Genomic DNA, 14647 nt, shown 5'->3' on the forward strand with positions numbered 1-14647 from the left:
GTCAGGGCGTGAGCCTACGCACCGAATGTGTCGGGAGGTCGGTGGCGGATACTGCCGCCGAACAGTCCGGGCTGGCGGCGTTGGTCCGCGCCTCTATTGCGGACGGTAAACACGCACATTGGTGTGCCCTTCGTTGACCAGGTGGTGGGCGTGCAGGCGACTCATCACGCCCTTGTCGCAATACAGGAGGTACTGGCGGTTGGGGTCCAGTTCCTTGAACTTGCTGTTGATCGCGTAGAACGGCATGGCCAGGACTTCGATGCCCTCGATGGCCAGCGGTTCATCTTCCTGGGCATCCGGGTGACGGATGTCCACGACGATCTGGCCGGCCAGTACTTCGTCGACCATTTCCACCGCCAGGTCCTTGCCCAGCTCGTCGATCACGCGGTCGACGGTCATCTGGGTGGAACGCTCCAGGGCGCGGTCGAGCACGGCCATGTCGAACTTGGTTTCTTCGTGGTCGACACGGTGCGGCTTGGCCTGGGTGGTCGGGTTCACCGAGATCACGCCACAGTATTCTGGCATGTGCTTGGCGAACTCGGCGGTGCCGATTTTCGTCGCGGTGTCGATGATGTCCTGCTTGTGGCTGACGATCAGCGGGCGCAGGACCAGGGTGTCGGTCACCCGGTCGATCACAGAGAGGTTCGGCAGGGTCTGGCTGGAGACCTGGGAAATCGCCTCGCCGGTCACCAGCGCATCGATTTCCAGGCGCTCGGCTACACGGCTCGCGGCGCGCAGCATCATGCGTTTCAGGGTCACGCCCATGTAGCTGTCGTCGACCTTCGTGAGAATCTCGCCGACCACTTCCTCGAAGGGCACGCTGACGAACAGCACGCGCTGGGAACTGCCGTACTTCTTCCACAGATAGTGCGCGACTTCCATCACGCCCAGTTCGTGGGCACGGCCGCCGAGGTTGAAGAACACGAAGTGGCTGATCATGCCGCGGCGCATCATCTGGTAGGCCGCCACGGTGGAGTCGAAGCCGCCGGACATCAGCACCAGCACCTGCTCCAGCGCGCCCAGCGGGTAACCGCCGAGGCCATCGTGCTGGGCGTGGATCACGTAGAGGCGGTCATGGCGGATTTCCACGCGCACTTGCACTTCCGGGTTCTTCAGCGAGACGCCCGCCGCGCCGCAATGCTGGCGCAGGCCACCACCGACGTAGCGCTCCACATCGATGGAGGTGAAGGGGTGCTTGCCGGCGCGCTTGCAGCGCATGGAGAAGACCTTGCCCGGCAGCTTGTCGCCGAAGTGGGCCTTGCACTTCTCGAGGATGTCGTCGAAATCGCCCAGCGGGTACTCGTGCACTTCCAGGAAGTGGCCGATGCCCGGCGTGCAGGTCAGGCGCTCGATCATCTCGCGCAGGACTTTCGGGTCGGTGACCTGGGTCTCGACCTCGAGGTTGTCCCACTCGCCTTCGACCAGCAGCTCGGGATCGAGATCGCGGAGCACCGTGCGAATGTTCTTCGCCAGCTGGCGGATGAAGCGCTTGCGCACCGGCCGGCTCTTGATGGTGATTTCCTGGAAGACCTTGACGATGAGTTTCATGCGGATCGGGCGATTGCCATGGGACTGAAAAAAAGGGGCGGAATTATATCCGAAATTGCTCAAGACTTGAGCAGAAATCGGAGACTTTCTTTTTGATGCACCAAAATGGACTGACGCACCACGATGGAGCACCAAAGCGGTGCACTATTATCGCGCAATTCTCTGCAACACCCGCTACACCCCGTGATTTCAGGGCCCCTGCCCGTTTACGGGCACTGGCACGCAACTTGCTCTCTTGTGAGGCAGGTTGCCCTGGCCGACTATGCCGGCCGGCATCACCCGTTACTGGGGCACAGAAAGCTCCCAGCTCTAATCCCTCCTGGAGGACAGCATGTCGTACAAGTCGCAACAACTGATCAAAGATCATGACGTGAAGTGGGTTGACCTGCGCTTCACCGATACCAAAGGCAAGCAGCAGCACGTCACCATGCCCGCCCGCGACGCGCTGGACGACGAGTTCTTCGAAGCCGGCAAGATGTTCGATGGCTCCTCCATCGAAGGCTGGAAGGGCATCGAAGCCTCCGACATGATCCTGCTCCCGGACGACAGCACCGCCGTGCTCGACCCGTTCACCGAAGAGCCGACCCTGATCATCGTTTGCGACATCATCGAGCCGAGCACCATGCAAGGCTACGAGCGCGACCCGCGCAACATCGCCAAGCGCGCCGAGGAATACCTGAAGTCCACCGGTATCGGTGACACCGTATTCGTCGGCCCGGAGCCGGAGTTCTTCATCTTCGACGAAGTGAAGTTCAAGTCCGACATCTCCGGCTCGATGTTCAAGATCTTCTCCGAGCAGGCTTCCTGGAACACCGACGCTGACATCGAGACCGGCAACAAAGGCCACCGTCCGGGCGTCAAGGGCGGCTACTTCCCGGTACCGCCGGTCGACCACGACCACGAAATCCGTACTGCCATGTGCAACGCCATGGAAGAAATGGGCCTGGTCATCGAAGTTCACCACCACGAAGTGGCGACTGCCGGCCAGAACGAAATCGGCGTGAAGTTCAACACCCTGGTTGCCAAGGCTGACGAAGTTCAGACCCTGAAGTACTGCATCCACAACGTTGCCGACGCCTATGGCAAGACCGTGACCTTCATGCCGAAGCCGCTGTACGGCGACAACGGCTCGGGCATGCACGTTCACATGTCCATCTCCAAGGATGGCAAGAACACCTTCGCTGGCGAAGGCTATGCCGGCCTGTCCGACACCGCCCTGTACTTCATCGGCGGCATCATCAAGCACGGCAAGGCCCTGAACGGCTTCACCAACCCGGCTACCAACTCCTACAAGCGTCTGGTTCCGGGCTTCGAAGCCCCGGTCATGCTGGCCTACTCGGCCCGTAACCGTTCCGCCTCGATCCGTATCCCGTACGTATCCAGCCCGAAAGCCCGCCGCATCGAAGCGCGCTTCCCGGACCCGGCTGCCAACCCCTACCTGTGCTTCGCCGCTCTGCTGATGGCCGGCCTGGACGGCATCCAGAACAAGATTCACCCCGGCGATGCCGCCGACAAGAACCTGTACGACCTGCCGCCGGAAGAGGCGAAGGAAATCCCGCAGGTTTGCGGCAGCCTGAAAGAGGCGCTGGAAGAACTCGACAAGGGCCGTGCGTTCCTGACCAAGGGCGGCGTGTTCACCGACGAGTTCATCGATGCCTACATCGAGCTGAAGTCGGAAGAAGAAATCAAGGTGCGCACCTTCGTGCACCCGCTGGAATACGACCTGTACTACAGCGTCTGATCCACGAATACCTATAAATAGCGACAGCATTAAGGCCTCCTTCGGGAGGCCTTTTTTATGCCCTCGGGAAAGCGCACAGGCGCTTTTGCAGGAGCGCGCCATGCGCGCGATCGCGGGCATGGCGCGCTCCTACAGGTGAGCGCTGCGTCACCGACCTGTAGGAGCGGGCAGTTGGATCAGATCCCGCCGTCTGCCGGCACGCCCGACTCCTCGTCGTCCTCGCGGCGCGACTTGCGCATGCGCGAGAGCTGCACGTTCAGGCGCGGCATGGAGAGCTCCAGCCCGGCCTTGTCGAGCTTCTGTCGCAGGCGCAGGTTGAAGGCGCGCTGCACTTCCCACTGGCGGATCGGCGCGGTCTTGAAGCGGAAGCGCAGGATCGCCTGGCCGGCGTCGAAGCTCTCGATACCCTGGATTTCCAGCGGCGACCAGATGGCGCGGTTGATGGTGCGGTCGCCGCGCAGTTCGCCGGAGACTTCCTTGACCAGCGCCAGCGCGTCGTCGATCGGCATGCTTGCCGGCACCGGCCAGCGGAACATGGCGTAGCCGAACTGCCGCGAGTAGTTCTTGATGCTCTTGATCTCGCTGAACGGGATGGTATGCACCACGCCATCCAGGTCGCGCAGGCGTACCGTGCGGATGGTCAGCCCCTCCACCGTACCGAGGTGGCCACCTACGTCGACGTAGTCGTCGATGGACAGCGAGTCCTCGATGATGATGAACAGGCCGGTGATCAGGTCCGCCACCAGTGATTGCGCACCAAAGCCGATGGCCAGACCGATGACACCAGCACCGGCGAGCAGCGGCGTGACATTCATGCCCATGTTGGCCAGCGCGACGATCAGCGCGATCACCGCGATGGTCACGAACAGCACGTTGCGGATCAGCGGCAGCATGGTCAGCGCGCGGGCGTTGGCGCTCTTCTTGCCGCCCAGGCCGAGGCTGTGCTGCACCGCGGTGTCGGTGAGAATCCAGACCAGCCAGGCGACCAGCAGCGTGGTGCCGAAGCTGAACAGCTTGAGGCTGATCTGCGAACCGTCGCCTTCGGCGAAACGCACCAGCGACATGCCCCAGACGCGCAGGCCGATCTCCAGGAAGAACAGCAGGCTGCCAATGTGCAGCAGCGTGTAGCCGAAGCTCTGCAGCTGCTCGATGTACGGCGCATGGCGACGCGCACCGCGCCGCGCGGACCGCTGGTGGGCGCGGCGGATCAAGCCGTTGACGGTCATCGCCACCACGGCCACGACAGCGCAGACCAGAGCGCGGCGCAGGGCATAGCTGCTGTCGCCAGCAGTGACGATGGTGGCGAACAGCGAGATGCCCACCAGCACCAGCACCGGCAGGAACCAGATCGAGCCGATCAGCTCCACCAGATCGCTCAGGCCGCGGCGCTTGAGGCGGCGCTCGAGCGGCTGGTTGCGGATCAGGTGGGCGATGGGCCGGCGGAACTGCAGGACGAACAGCGCGGTGAGCAGCGCCGCGCAGATGTTCGCCACGGAGCCAACGAACAGCGAGATGTTCATCCCCAGGCTCTCGATGACGCGCGGGTCGTGCATCACTTCGCCCAACGCCGCGAGGCTGCCGATCAGCCAGAGCGGGCGGAAGGCGCGGCGGCGCAGGATATCCAGCGCACGCATGCGGTGCGGGCCGCTGAGCAGCGACAGGGAGATCACGCACAGCGCGGAGAACAGCGTGCCGCACACCAGCGTGTAGGCGATCACCATTGCCACCAGCTTGCCCAGCGAGCTGGGCAGCACCACGGACAGGTAGACGGTGATCAGGAAGGCCACCAGCCAGGGGCCGAGCTTGCGCAGGGCGAACAGCAGCAGGTCGCGGGTCTTGGGGTGCTGGGGCAGCTCGTCTTCCAGGCCGAAGCGCTTGCGCATGCGCCCGGCGATCCAGCGCAGGCCAAGGGCGACGCAGGCCCAGATGAGGATGACGAGGGCAAAATCGATGATCATTCCCGGCCATTCGGCCAGCGATGGCGTGCGCGTATCCAGCTCATAGCCGGCGCCCTGGAACAACTCGGACCAGCGCACAACCGGGCTGTTGGCACCCTCGAACTGGCGCTCCAGGCTGCCCAGAGTGTCGCCGATCAGGCCAAGCACGCCGCCCTGGTCCTCGGTGCTTTTCTGCGTGGCATCGCGCAGCTGCTTGAGCTTCTTCAGCAGGTCGGCGCGCTGCTGGTCGTTCTCCAGGGTCTTGATCACCTGGTTCAGCGACTGCTCCAACTGGGCATCGCTGACCTTCGCCTCGCCACTGCCCGTCACCCCGGCCAGCGGCCCGGGAAGCGCCGCCAGCGCGGGCCCGGCGACGGACAAGCCGAGGCCCAGGCAGCACAGCAGCAGCCACTGACGAAGCAGGTAACGAATCGGACTCACAGGCATACCCCACAAACATGGACAATCACGCTTGCCGCATCATACAGACGCCGGCGCCAGGCTCGGACCCGTCCCGCGCAGGAAAGGTCCCCCCACGAGCAGCAGCGCACAACGCGCGGCGCCCCGCTGAAAGACAATAGGCAACTTGCCAGCTGCCGTCGGCAGTGCAAGGCTTGGCAAGACCATCCGGAGATTCTTCATGCGCCTGATCCTCACCGCCCTGCTGCTCGCCGCCGCATTGCCAGCCAGCGCGCAGATCTACAAATACACCGACGCCAACGGCAAGACGGTGTTCACCAACCAGCCGCCAACCAACGTCGACGCCAAGCCCGTGGAGCTACCGCCGACCAATACCGTCGGCCCGCAGGGCCCGGTCGCCGCGCCCGCCGACAGCGGCACTGCGAACCAGGCCAGCAACGCCTACGCGATTCTCGCCTTGAGCAACCTGCCGGACGACGAATCACTGCGGCAGAACAACGGCACCTTCATCGTCAATGTCGTGGTGCAGCCCGCCCTGGCTGGCGGCCATCAGCTGCAACTGCTGCTCGACGGCCAGCCCTATGGCGCACCGACCAGCAGCACCAGCATCGGCCTGCAGAGCCTCGACCGCGGCGACCATACCCTGGCAGTCCAGGTGCTGCAGGGCAGCCGCGTGATCCAGGCCAGCGCGCCAGTGAGCTTCACCCTGCAACGCATCAGCACCAACAGCCCGCAACGGCCCAAGGTCCAGCCCAGGACGGGCGGCTGACGATGCGCTATCTGGTGACTCTCCTGTCGATGGCCCTGTTGTCGGCGCTGTTCTGCCTGTCGGCCAGCGCCGAGGTCTACACCTACATCGACAAGGAAGGTAATCGAGTCTTCACCGATCAGCCGCCGCGCGGCAACGCGCAGAAGCTGCAACTGGCGCCGATCAATTCCCAGCCCGGCTCGCCCAACGGCGTGCGCATGCCGCCGCCGCTGTACGCCCCGGCCACGCCCGCGCTGCCGCCCGGCCCGCCGGCCTACCAGCTGCTGCGCATCATCGTGCCGGAGCCCGACGCCACCGTGCGAGCCAATGACGGCGCACTGATCGTCTCCGCCACCAGCGACCCGGCCCTGCTGCCCGGGCATCTCTACCGCCTGCTGCTGGACGGCAAGCCCGTGGGCGAGCCCGGCCGCAGCCCGGTGTTCCCGCTGAACAACATCGACCGGGGCACCCACCAGCTTTCGGTAGAGATCATCGACACCCTCGGCCGAACCATCGAGCAGACGCCCAGCCAGCCCTTCCACATGTTCCGCGTTTCCGTGGCCGAATCGGCCGATCTGGACACCTCCCGCCCGCTCGCCGCCGTCAACCACTGAGGCGGCGTGCGGCCCGGCACAAATGCACCATATCGGTGCATACGCCTGCACCACTTTCTATACTCTCCCCATTTCGGGTCACTTCCGCTGACCGGATCGGCCGCCTGCGCACCGCAAATCAGCGCGATGCCGCGAAATACGCGTCTTTTCAGGGCCTGGTTTGCTTTTTGCATTTTCCCGCACAGTCTTGGGACATCTCTTACGCCATGCCTACAGAAACCCAGCTCCGCCTGTTGCTCGACAACCTCACCACGGCGGTGATCCTGCTCAACGCCGAGCTGCGCCTGGAGTACATGAACCCGGCGGCGGAAATGCTGCTGGCGGTCAGCGGCCAGCGCAGCCACGGGCAGTTCATCAGCGAGCTGTTCACCGAATCGCCCGAGGCGCTGCAGTCGCTGCGCCAGGCGGTGGAAGAGGCGCATCCCTTCACCAAGCGCGAGGCGAGCCTGACCTCGCTGACTGGCCAGACCATCACCGTGGACTACGCGGTGACGCCGATCCTCGACCGCCGCGACACCCTGCTGCTGCTGGAAGTCCACCCGCGCGACCGACTGCTGCGAATCACCAAGGAAGAGGCGCAGCTGTCCAAGCAGGAAACCACCAAGTTGCTGGTGCGGGGCCTGGCCCACGAGATCAAGAATCCGCTGGGCGGCATTCGCGGCGCGGCGCAGCTGCTTTCCCGCGAGCTGCCAGAGGAATCGCTCAAGGACTACACCAACGTCATCATCGAAGAAGCCGACCGCCTGAGGAATCTGGTGGACCGCATGCTCGGCTCCAACAAGCTGCCGCAGCTCTCGGTGACCAACGTCCACGAAGTGCTGGAACGCGTCTGCAGCCTGGTGGAAGCCGAGACCCAGGGCAGCATCCCGCTGGTGCGCGACTACGACCCGAGCATCCCTGACCTGCTGATCGACCGCGAGCAGATGATCCAGGCGGTGCTCAACATCGTGCGCAACGCCATGCAGGCGATCTCCGCGCAGAACGAACTCAAGCTGGGGCGCATCACCCTGCGCACCCGTACCCTGCGCCAGTTCACCATCGGCCATACGCGCCATCGCCTGGTGTGCAAGGTGGAGATCATGGACAACGGCCCGGGCATCCCGGCCGAACTGCAGGACACCATCTTCTATCCGATGGTCAGCGGCCGTGCCGACGGCACCGGCCTGGGCCTCGCGATTACCCAGAACATCATCAGCCAGCACCAGGGCTTGATCGAATGCGACAGCCATCCGGGCCACACCGTATTCAGTCTGTTCCTGCCCCTGGAACAAGGAGTGCATTGACCATGAGCCGATCAGAGACCGTCTGGATCGTCGACGACGACCGCTCCATCCGCTGGGTACTGGAAAAAGCCCTGCAACAGGAAGGCATGAACACCGTCAGCTTCGACAGCGCCGACAGCGTGATGAGCCGCCTGGGCCGGCAGCAGCCGGACGTGATCATCTCCGACATCCGCATGCCCGGCTCCAGCGGCCTGGACCTGCTGGCGCAGATCCGCGAGGTGCACCCGCGCCTGCCGGTGATCATCATGACCGCGCACTCGGACCTGGACAGCGCCGTGGCCTCCTACCAGGGCGGCGCCTTCGAATACCTGCCCAAGCCCTTCGACGTCGACGAGGCCGTCTCCCTGGTCAAGCGCGCCAACCAGCACGCCCAGGAGCAACAGGGCCTGGAAGCGCCAGCCAACCAGACGCGCACCCCGGAGATCATCGGCGAAGCGCCGGCGATGCAGGAGGTGTTCCGCGCCATCGGCCGCCTCTCGCACTCCAACATCACCGTGCTGATCAACGGCGAGTCCGGCACCGGCAAGGAACTGGTCGCCCATGCCCTGCACCGCCACAGCCCTCGCGCGGCGTCGCCGTTCATCGCCCTGAACATGGCGGCGATCCCGAAGGACCTGATGGAGTCCGAGCTGTTCGGCCATGAGAAAGGTGCCTTCACCGGCGCAGCCAACCAGCGCCGCGGCCGCTTCGAGCAGGCCGACGGCGGCTCGCTGTTCCTCGACGAGATCGGCGACATGCCGGCCGACACCCAGACCCGCCTGCTGCGCGTGCTGGCAGACGGCGAGTTCTACCGCGTGGGTGGCCACACCCCGGTGAAGGTGGACGTGCGGATCATCGCCGCGACTCACCAGAACCTGGAAAACCTGGTGCGCGAGGGCAAGTTCCGCGAAGACCTGTTCCACCGCCTGAACGTCATCCGCGTGCACATCCCGCGCCTGGCCGACCGCCGCGAGGACATCCCCGCGCTGGCCCGGCACTTCCTCTCCCGCGCCGCGCAGGAGCTGGCGGTGGAGCCCAAGCTGCTCAAGCCGGAGACCGAGGAATACCTGAAGAACCTCGGCTGGCCGGGCAACGTGCGCCAGCTGGAGAACACCTGCCGCTGGATCACCGTCATGGCTTCCGGCCGCGAGGTGCACATCGATGACCTGCCGCCGGAGCTGATGACCCAGCCGCAGGACAGTGTACCGGCCGCCAACTGGGAGCAGGCCCTGCGCCACTGGGCCGACCAGGCGCTGGGGCGCGGGCAGTCCAGCCTGCTGGATACCGCCGTGCCGGCTTTCGAACGGATCATGATCGAGACCGCGCTCAAGCACACCGCCGGCCGCCGCCGCGATGCCGCCGTGCTGCTGGGCTGGGGTCGCAATACCCTGACCCGCAAGATCAAGGAACTGGGCATGAAGATCGACGGCCCGGACGACGACGGCGAGGACTGAAGTCCTTCCACGTCAAAGGGGCCGAAAGGCCCCTTTTTCTTGCGCGGTACTCCCCCAAAACGGCCCTGGTTCGAGGGCTGCGCAGGCTGAGCGCGGTCATATCCCGGCAACATCTATCCCCAGAACCTGTGGATAACACTGTGCACGGAACGGGGAAGGAACGTGCTACAGCCCAGAGCACGCGCGGTCTGGAGGATTGCGCGGTTTCTGTGCAGGAATTTCCGGCTTGCCCACATCCACTGTGTGCCCGCCTGTGGATAAGCTTGGGGCAAGCCGCTGCGCTCCCCGCCCGGCGCGGGTTTGCGCGGATTGATCAGAAAACGCTCAATCCATCGCGAAGCCGTGCTGACGCCAGGCTTCGTAGACGGTCACAGCCACGGTGTTGGACAGGTTCAGGCTACGGCAGCCAGGACGCATCGGCAGGCGCACGCGCTGTTCCGGTGGCAGGGCGTCACGCACTTCTTCCGGCAGGCCACGGCTTTCCGGGCCGAACAGGAAGGCGTCGCCGCGCTCATAGGCCACCTCGTGGAACGGCTGCGAACCTTTGGTGGTAAAGGCGAACAGGCGCGGCTGGCCAAGCTGCTCCAGGCACTCTTCCAGGCTCGCGTAGCGACGCACGCTGGCGTACTCGTGGTAATCCAGCCCGGCGCGACGCAGGCGCTTGTCGTCCAGCTCGAAGCCCAGCGGCTCGATCAAGTGCAGGCTGCAGCCCGCGTTGGCGCACAGCCTGATAATGTTGCCGGTGTTTGGGGGGATTTCCGGTTGAAAAAGGATTACGTGGAACATGCAGCGCTCCGAGCCTGAGAACGGCGGGCATTCTACCCCCGCCAGGGAGCAAATGCGGCCCAGGCCCTGGTTGAAGGTGCTGGTTTCGCTGTGCGTGCTCGGCCTGCTGCTGGGGCTGATGCTTGGCCGGCTGGTGAATCCGCCACACGAGGGGCCTCCGCAGATCCTTGCAGTAGAGCCTTCTGCCGATGGACTGGTAGTCACTCTGGACGCGCAGCCTGCCGTTCGCGCCGGCCATCTGGAGGGCGCCCTGGCCGTGCAGATCGACGCCAGCGGCAACGCCCAGCAGGGCCAGTTGCGGATCGGCGATGCGCCGGTGCGCTGGAAGCTGGAGCCAAGGGAGCGAGGGGTTCTGCTGACACTGCTGTCGACCCGGCGCCTGCAGGGCACCTGGGACAGCGCCGAGGTCGGGGGCCGGTGGCGCCTGACCATCAGCGCGCGGCCCGAATAAAAGCGGGGTTTTCCCGGCCTGCCTGGTCCGGGGCCCCGAAGCGGGAAGCGAACCCTCCGAAAGGAGGCTCGCGGGCATAAAAGAGGGGTTTACCCGGCCTGCCTGTACCAGGACCCCTAACGGGTGCGCGGTGCGCCGTGGCGCGCCTGCGGGCATAAAAAGGGGGCTTTCCCGGCCTGCCTGTACCAGGACCCCCGAACTGGCTGCGACGGCCACCGCTTCGGGCGGCACGCTCGCAAGTTGTAAAAGAGGGGTTCCCCAGCCTGCCTGTACCGAGGCCCCTGAAATCGCTGTTATCAGGGGTATTGCAGAGGGCGTGCCAAGATTGCTCGCAAGGCATTACGTCCCACGTCCAGGTCGCTCCCCGGCTGGCTGAAAGTCCCGTGACCAGGGGCTTCCAGCGATATCCACAAGCGTTCGAAACAGCACCCGCCGGCGTCTACGCCGGGGATCACAGGGCCTCTCCGCCGCGGCGTTGGCTGCGCCCTGCTAGTGCGCATGCACCAAACTCGAACGCGCCGCCCTTACCCACAGCTGCCCAGAGCAACTGCGGGAACAGCCTGTGGATAAGCGTGCCTAGGCCTTGGGACCTGCAGCACGCACGACTCTGATCAAAAATCGACCACCCAAAAATCGCAGGCAAAGAAAAAGGCGCCCGAAGGCGCCTTTCTCGTTCGGCGTCAGTGATTACTGGGCCGGGATCTCGCCGGATGCCTGCATGCGGGCGATTTCCTGCGCGTACAGCGCATCGAAGTTCACCGGGGACAGCATCAGCGCCGGGAACGAACCGCGGACAACCAGGCTGTCCAGGGTTTCGCGGGCGTACGGGAAGAGGATGTTCGGGCAGAAGGCGCCCAGGGTGTGGCTCATGCTGGACGCGTCCAGGCCCTTGATCAGGAAGATGCCAGCCTGCTGCACTTCAACGATGAAAGCGGTTTCCTCGTTGTTCTTCACGGTCACCGAAACGGTCAGGACCACTTCGTAGAAGTCGCCATCGAGCTGCTTCTGACGGGTGTTGAGGTCCATGGCGATGCTCGGCTGCCACTCCTGACGGAAGATTTCCGGAGCCTTGGGGGCCTCGAAGGAGAGGTCGCGCACGTAGATGCGCTGCAGCGAGAACTGCGGGTTGTTGTCTTGTTCGGCTGCGCCGTTGCTGGCTTGTTCAGTCATTTCGGGACCTTCTTGTGCATCGTTTCAGAATGAGGAATTACGCCGAGAGCAGCGTATCCAGCTTGCCCGCGCGTTCCAGCGCGTAAAGATCGTCGCAGCCGCCGATGTGGGTTCCGTCGATCCAGATCTGCGGCACTGAAGTCCGACCCGCCTTGCTGGCCATCTCGGCGCGCACGCCAGGCTTGCCGTCCACGGAGATTTCCTCGTAGGCGACGCCCTTCCTGTCCAGCAGGGCCTTGGCGCGGATGCAATAAGGACACCACGCGCTGGTGTAGATCAAGGTCGACGACATCTCACTTCACCAGGGGCAGGTTGTCGCCACGCCAGCTGCCGATGCCGCCGGAGAGCTTGGCGGCGGTATAGCCGGCCTTCTGCAGCACGCTGCACCAGGTGCCCGAGTGCTGACCCATGCCATCGACCACGATGATGGTCTTGGCCTTGTGTTTGTCCAGCTCGCTCAGGCGGGCGTTCAGCTTGTCCGCCGGGATGTTCAGCGCGCCGACGATGTGGCCGGTGGCGAACTCCTTGGTCGGGCGGATATCCAGCACCATGGCCTGCTCGGCGTTGACCATGGCGGTCAGCTCGCGGGTGGACAGCGCGCGGCCGCCCTTGCGCATTTCGTGCAGGGCCAGCAGCACCAGCAGGATGACCAGGGCACCGACCAGCAGGTAGTGGTGGGTGGCGAATTCGATCAGACGAGGAAGAAACGAAGACATGCGCAGGACATCCAGACGTAAAAATGCCGGCCAGTATACACGCGCGTATCTGACGGCTGAACCCTGCCAATCATGGCGTCTGTCGGCACCAACCGGTAAAATGTCGGTCCTTTTCTGACCCCTATTCTCGGAAAGAGCCGTACCTATGACTGCAACGCGCAAACCGCTGGTCCTGATCATCCTGGACGGCTTCGGCCATAGCGATAGCCCTGAATTCAACGCCATCTACGCCGCGAAGAAGCCCAACTGGGACCGCCTGCTGGCCAACCAGCCGAACGGCCTGATCTCCGGCTCGGGCATGGACGTCGGCCTGCCCGACGGCCAGATGGGCAATTCCGAGGTAGGCCACATGAACCTGGGCGCCGGCCGTGTCGTCTACCAGGACTTCACCCGCGTCACCAAGGCCATCCGCGACGGCGAGTTCTTCCAGAACCCGGTGCTGACCGGTGCCGTCGACAAGGCCGCCGGTGCCGGCAAGGCCGTGCACATCCTCGGCCTGCTCTCCGATGGCGGCGTGCACAGCCACCAGGACCACCTGATCGCCATGGCCGAGCTGGCCGCACAGCGTGGCGCGCAGAAGATCTACCTGCACGCCTTCCTCGACGGCCGCGACACCCCGCCCAAGAGCGCCGAGCCTTCGCTGAAGCTGCTCGACGACGCCTTCGCCCGCATCGGCAAGGGCCGCACCGCCAGCATCATTGGCCGCTACTTCGCCATGGACCGCGACAATCGCTGGGACCGCGTCGAGGCCGCCTACAACCTGATCACCGACGGCGCCGCCGAATTCACCGCCGACACCGCCGTCGGCGCGCTGAATGCAGCCTATGAGCGCGGCGAGAGCGACGAATTCGTCAAGGCCACCCGCATTGGCGAACAGGTGCGCGTGGAAGACGGCGACGCCGTGGTCTTCATGAACTTCCGTGCCGACCGCGCCCGCGAACTGTCGCGCGCCTTCGTCGAGCCGGGCTTCAAGGAGTTCCCGCGCCAGCGCGAGCTGCACCTGGCCGAGTACGTGATGCTCACCCAGTACGCCGCGAGCATCCCGGCGCCCAGCGCGTTCAAGCCCGAATCCCTGGACAACGTCCTGGGCGAGTACCTGGCCAAGAACGGCAAGACCCAGCTGCGCATCGCCGAGACCGAGAAATACGCCCACGTGACCTTCTTCTTCTCCGGCGGCCGCGAAGAGCCCTTCGAAGGCGAAGAACGCATCCTCATCCCTTCTCCCAAGGTCGCCACCTATGACCTGCAGCCGGAAATGAGCGCGCCGGAAGTCACCGACAGGATCGTCGACGCCATCGAGCACCAGCGTTTCGACGTGATCATCGTCAACTACGCCAACGGCGACATGGTCGGCCACACCGGCGTGTTCGACGCCGCGGTGAAAGCCGTCGAGTGCCTGGATACCTGCGTCGGTCGGATCGTCGAGGCGCTGGACAAGGTCGGCGGCGAAGCCCTGATCACCGCTGACCACGGCAACGTCGAGCAGATGGAAGACGCCATGACCGGCCAGGCGCACACCGCGCACACCTGCGAGCCGGTGCCTTTCGTCTACGTCGGCAAGCGCAAGGTCAGCATCCGCGAGGGCGGCGTGCTCGCCGACGTGGCCCCGACCCTGCTGAATCTGATGGGTCTGGAACAGCCCAAAGAGATGACCGGCAAGTCGATCATCAGCCTGCTTTAAGGCCGATCATCTGGCGGGAACGTGAGCCATCTCCCGCCGGTCAGAGCAAACGCCCCACGCCATGCGGCCTGGGGCGTTTTTTTTAGCGCCCGCCACGGGCATACTAGCCCGGTCCAGAA

General features: G+C 64.6%; 13 protein-coding genes. 7 read left to right on the plus strand and 6 right to left on the minus strand.

Features of this window, described 5'->3' with window-relative positions:
* Nucleotides 1-93 precede the first annotated feature (93 nt).
* Nucleotides 94-1548 (minus strand): tRNA uracil 4-sulfurtransferase ThiI, encoded by a 1455-nt coding sequence (gene thiI, locus ABKS89_RS28240; protein ID WP_138213871.1) that lies wholly within the window; start codon nt 1546-1548, stop codon nt 94-96.
* 331 nt (nt 1549-1879) lie between these two features.
* Here thiI and glnA point away from each other — a divergent pair, with 331 nt between their 5' ends.
* Complete coding sequence (glnA, locus tag ABKS89_RS28245; RefSeq protein WP_045215805.1) at nt 1880-3289, plus strand: glutamate--ammonia ligase; 1410 nt, start codon at nt 1880-1882, stop codon at nt 3287-3289.
* Nucleotides 3290-3465: 176 nt separating this feature from the next.
* On the opposite strand, the gene ABKS89_RS28250 is transcribed toward glnA, so the two are convergent.
* A complete protein-coding gene (locus ABKS89_RS28250) occupies nt 3466-5673 on the minus strand; it encodes a mechanosensitive ion channel family protein (RefSeq protein ID WP_348588432.1) in 2208 nt (735 codons plus the stop codon).
* Between the two features lie 193 nt (nt 5674-5866).
* Here ABKS89_RS28250 and ABKS89_RS28255 point away from each other — a divergent pair, with 193 nt between their 5' ends.
* The 4 genes from ABKS89_RS28255 to ntrC all read left to right on the plus strand — a co-directional run bounded on the left by ABKS89_RS28255 (nt 5867) and on the right by ntrC (nt 9724).
* Entirely contained in the window at nt 5867-6415 is a 549-nt protein-coding gene (locus tag ABKS89_RS28255) for a DUF4124 domain-containing protein (RefSeq protein WP_138213869.1), read from the plus strand.
* 2 nt (nt 6416-6417) lie between these two features.
* Nucleotides 6418-7008 (plus strand): DUF4124 domain-containing protein, encoded by a 591-nt coding sequence (locus tag ABKS89_RS28260; RefSeq protein ID WP_138213868.1) that lies wholly within the window; start codon nt 6418-6420, stop codon nt 7006-7008.
* Nucleotides 7009-7214: 206 nt separating this feature from the next.
* On the plus strand, nt 7215-8291 hold the full coding sequence (gene glnL / locus ABKS89_RS28265) for a nitrogen regulation protein NR(II) (RefSeq protein WP_138213867.1): 1077 nt from the start codon (nt 7215-7217) through the stop codon (nt 8289-8291).
* A 2-nt stretch (nt 8292-8293) separates the two neighbouring features.
* On the plus strand, nt 8294-9724 hold the full coding sequence (gene ntrC, locus ABKS89_RS28270; RefSeq protein WP_138213866.1) for a two-component system response regulator NtrC: 1431 nt from the start codon (nt 8294-8296) through the stop codon (nt 9722-9724).
* Nucleotides 9725-10048: 324 nt separating this feature from the next.
* On the opposite strand, the gene trmL is transcribed toward ntrC, so the two are convergent.
* On the minus strand, nt 10049-10510 hold the full coding sequence (gene trmL, locus ABKS89_RS28275) for a tRNA (uridine(34)/cytosine(34)/5-carboxymethylaminomethyluridine(34)-2'-O)-methyltransferase TrmL (RefSeq protein ID WP_081515348.1): 462 nt from the start codon (nt 10508-10510) through the stop codon (nt 10049-10051).
* 52 nt (nt 10511-10562) lie between these two features.
* Between trmL and ABKS89_RS28280 the strand changes: the two genes are divergently transcribed.
* Nucleotides 10563-10961, plus strand: coding sequence for a hypothetical protein (locus tag ABKS89_RS28280; protein ID WP_348588434.1), 399 nt, complete (start codon nt 10563-10565; stop codon nt 10959-10961).
* 687 nt (nt 10962-11648) lie between these two features.
* Here the strand turns inward: ABKS89_RS28280 and secB are convergent.
* From secB to ABKS89_RS28295, 3 genes are read right to left on the minus strand one after another with little or no spacing between them, the layout of a single operon-like run.
* Nucleotides 11649-12131: a protein-export chaperone SecB gene (gene secB, locus ABKS89_RS28285; RefSeq protein ID WP_017517171.1), complete on the minus strand. Its 483-nt coding sequence runs from the start codon at nt 12129-12131 to the stop codon at nt 11649-11651.
* 37 nt (nt 12132-12168) lie between these two features.
* Entirely contained in the window at nt 12169-12423 is a 255-nt protein-coding gene (gene grxC / locus ABKS89_RS28290) for a glutaredoxin 3 (protein ID WP_138213864.1), read from the minus strand.
* Between the two features lies 1 nt (nt 12424).
* Nucleotides 12425-12847, minus strand: coding sequence for a rhodanese-like domain-containing protein (locus tag ABKS89_RS28295; RefSeq protein WP_348588435.1), 423 nt, complete (start codon nt 12845-12847; stop codon nt 12425-12427).
* Nucleotides 12848-12992: 145 nt separating this feature from the next.
* On the opposite strand from ABKS89_RS28295, the gene gpmI reads away from it, so the two are divergent.
* Nucleotides 12993-14528: a 2,3-bisphosphoglycerate-independent phosphoglycerate mutase gene (gene gpmI / locus ABKS89_RS28300; RefSeq protein ID WP_348588436.1), complete on the plus strand. Its 1536-nt coding sequence runs from the start codon at nt 12993-12995 to the stop codon at nt 14526-14528.
* The last annotated feature ends 119 nt before the right edge of the window (nt 14529-14647 follow it).

Source organism: Pseudomonas sp. LABIM340 (genome assembly GCF_040017195.2).
Taxonomy (GTDB): Bacteria; Pseudomonadota; Gammaproteobacteria; order Pseudomonadales; family Pseudomonadaceae; genus Pseudomonas.

What these genes read in the sequence shown, in the direction of transcription:
- thiI (WP_138213871.1), bottom strand. Translation starts at nt 1,548, where the DNA reads ATGAAACTCATCGTCAAGGTCTTCCAGGAAATCACCATCAAGAGCCGG.
- glnA (WP_045215805.1), top strand. Translation starts at nt 1,880, where the DNA reads ATGTCGTACAAGTCGCAACAACTGATCAAAGATCATGACGTGAAGTGG.
- ABKS89_RS28250 (WP_348588432.1), bottom strand. Translation starts at nt 5,673, where the DNA reads ATGCCTGTGAGTCCGATTCGTTACCTGCTTCGTCAGTGGCTGCTGCTG.
- ABKS89_RS28255 (WP_138213869.1), top strand. Translation starts at nt 5,867, where the DNA reads ATGCGCCTGATCCTCACCGCCCTGCTGCTCGCCGCCGCATTGCCAGCC.
- ABKS89_RS28260 (WP_138213868.1), top strand. Translation starts at nt 6,418, where the DNA reads ATGCGCTATCTGGTGACTCTCCTGTCGATGGCCCTGTTGTCGGCGCTG.
- glnL (WP_138213867.1), top strand. Translation starts at nt 7,215, where the DNA reads ATGCCTACAGAAACCCAGCTCCGCCTGTTGCTCGACAACCTCACCACG.
- ntrC (WP_138213866.1), top strand. Translation starts at nt 8,294, where the DNA reads ATGAGCCGATCAGAGACCGTCTGGATCGTCGACGACGACCGCTCCATC.
- trmL (WP_081515348.1), bottom strand. Translation starts at nt 10,510, where the DNA reads ATGTTCCACGTAATCCTTTTTCAACCGGAAATCCCCCCAAACACCGGC.
- ABKS89_RS28280 (WP_348588434.1), top strand. Translation starts at nt 10,563, where the DNA reads ATGCGGCCCAGGCCCTGGTTGAAGGTGCTGGTTTCGCTGTGCGTGCTC.
- secB (WP_017517171.1), bottom strand. Translation starts at nt 12,131, where the DNA reads ATGACTGAACAAGCCAGCAACGGCGCAGCCGAACAAGACAACAACCCG.
- grxC (WP_138213864.1), bottom strand. Translation starts at nt 12,423, where the DNA reads ATGTCGTCGACCTTGATCTACACCAGCGCGTGGTGTCCTTATTGCATC.
- ABKS89_RS28295 (WP_348588435.1), bottom strand. Translation starts at nt 12,847, where the DNA reads ATGTCTTCGTTTCTTCCTCGTCTGATCGAATTCGCCACCCACCACTAC.
- gpmI (WP_348588436.1), top strand. Translation starts at nt 12,993, where the DNA reads ATGACTGCAACGCGCAAACCGCTGGTCCTGATCATCCTGGACGGCTTC.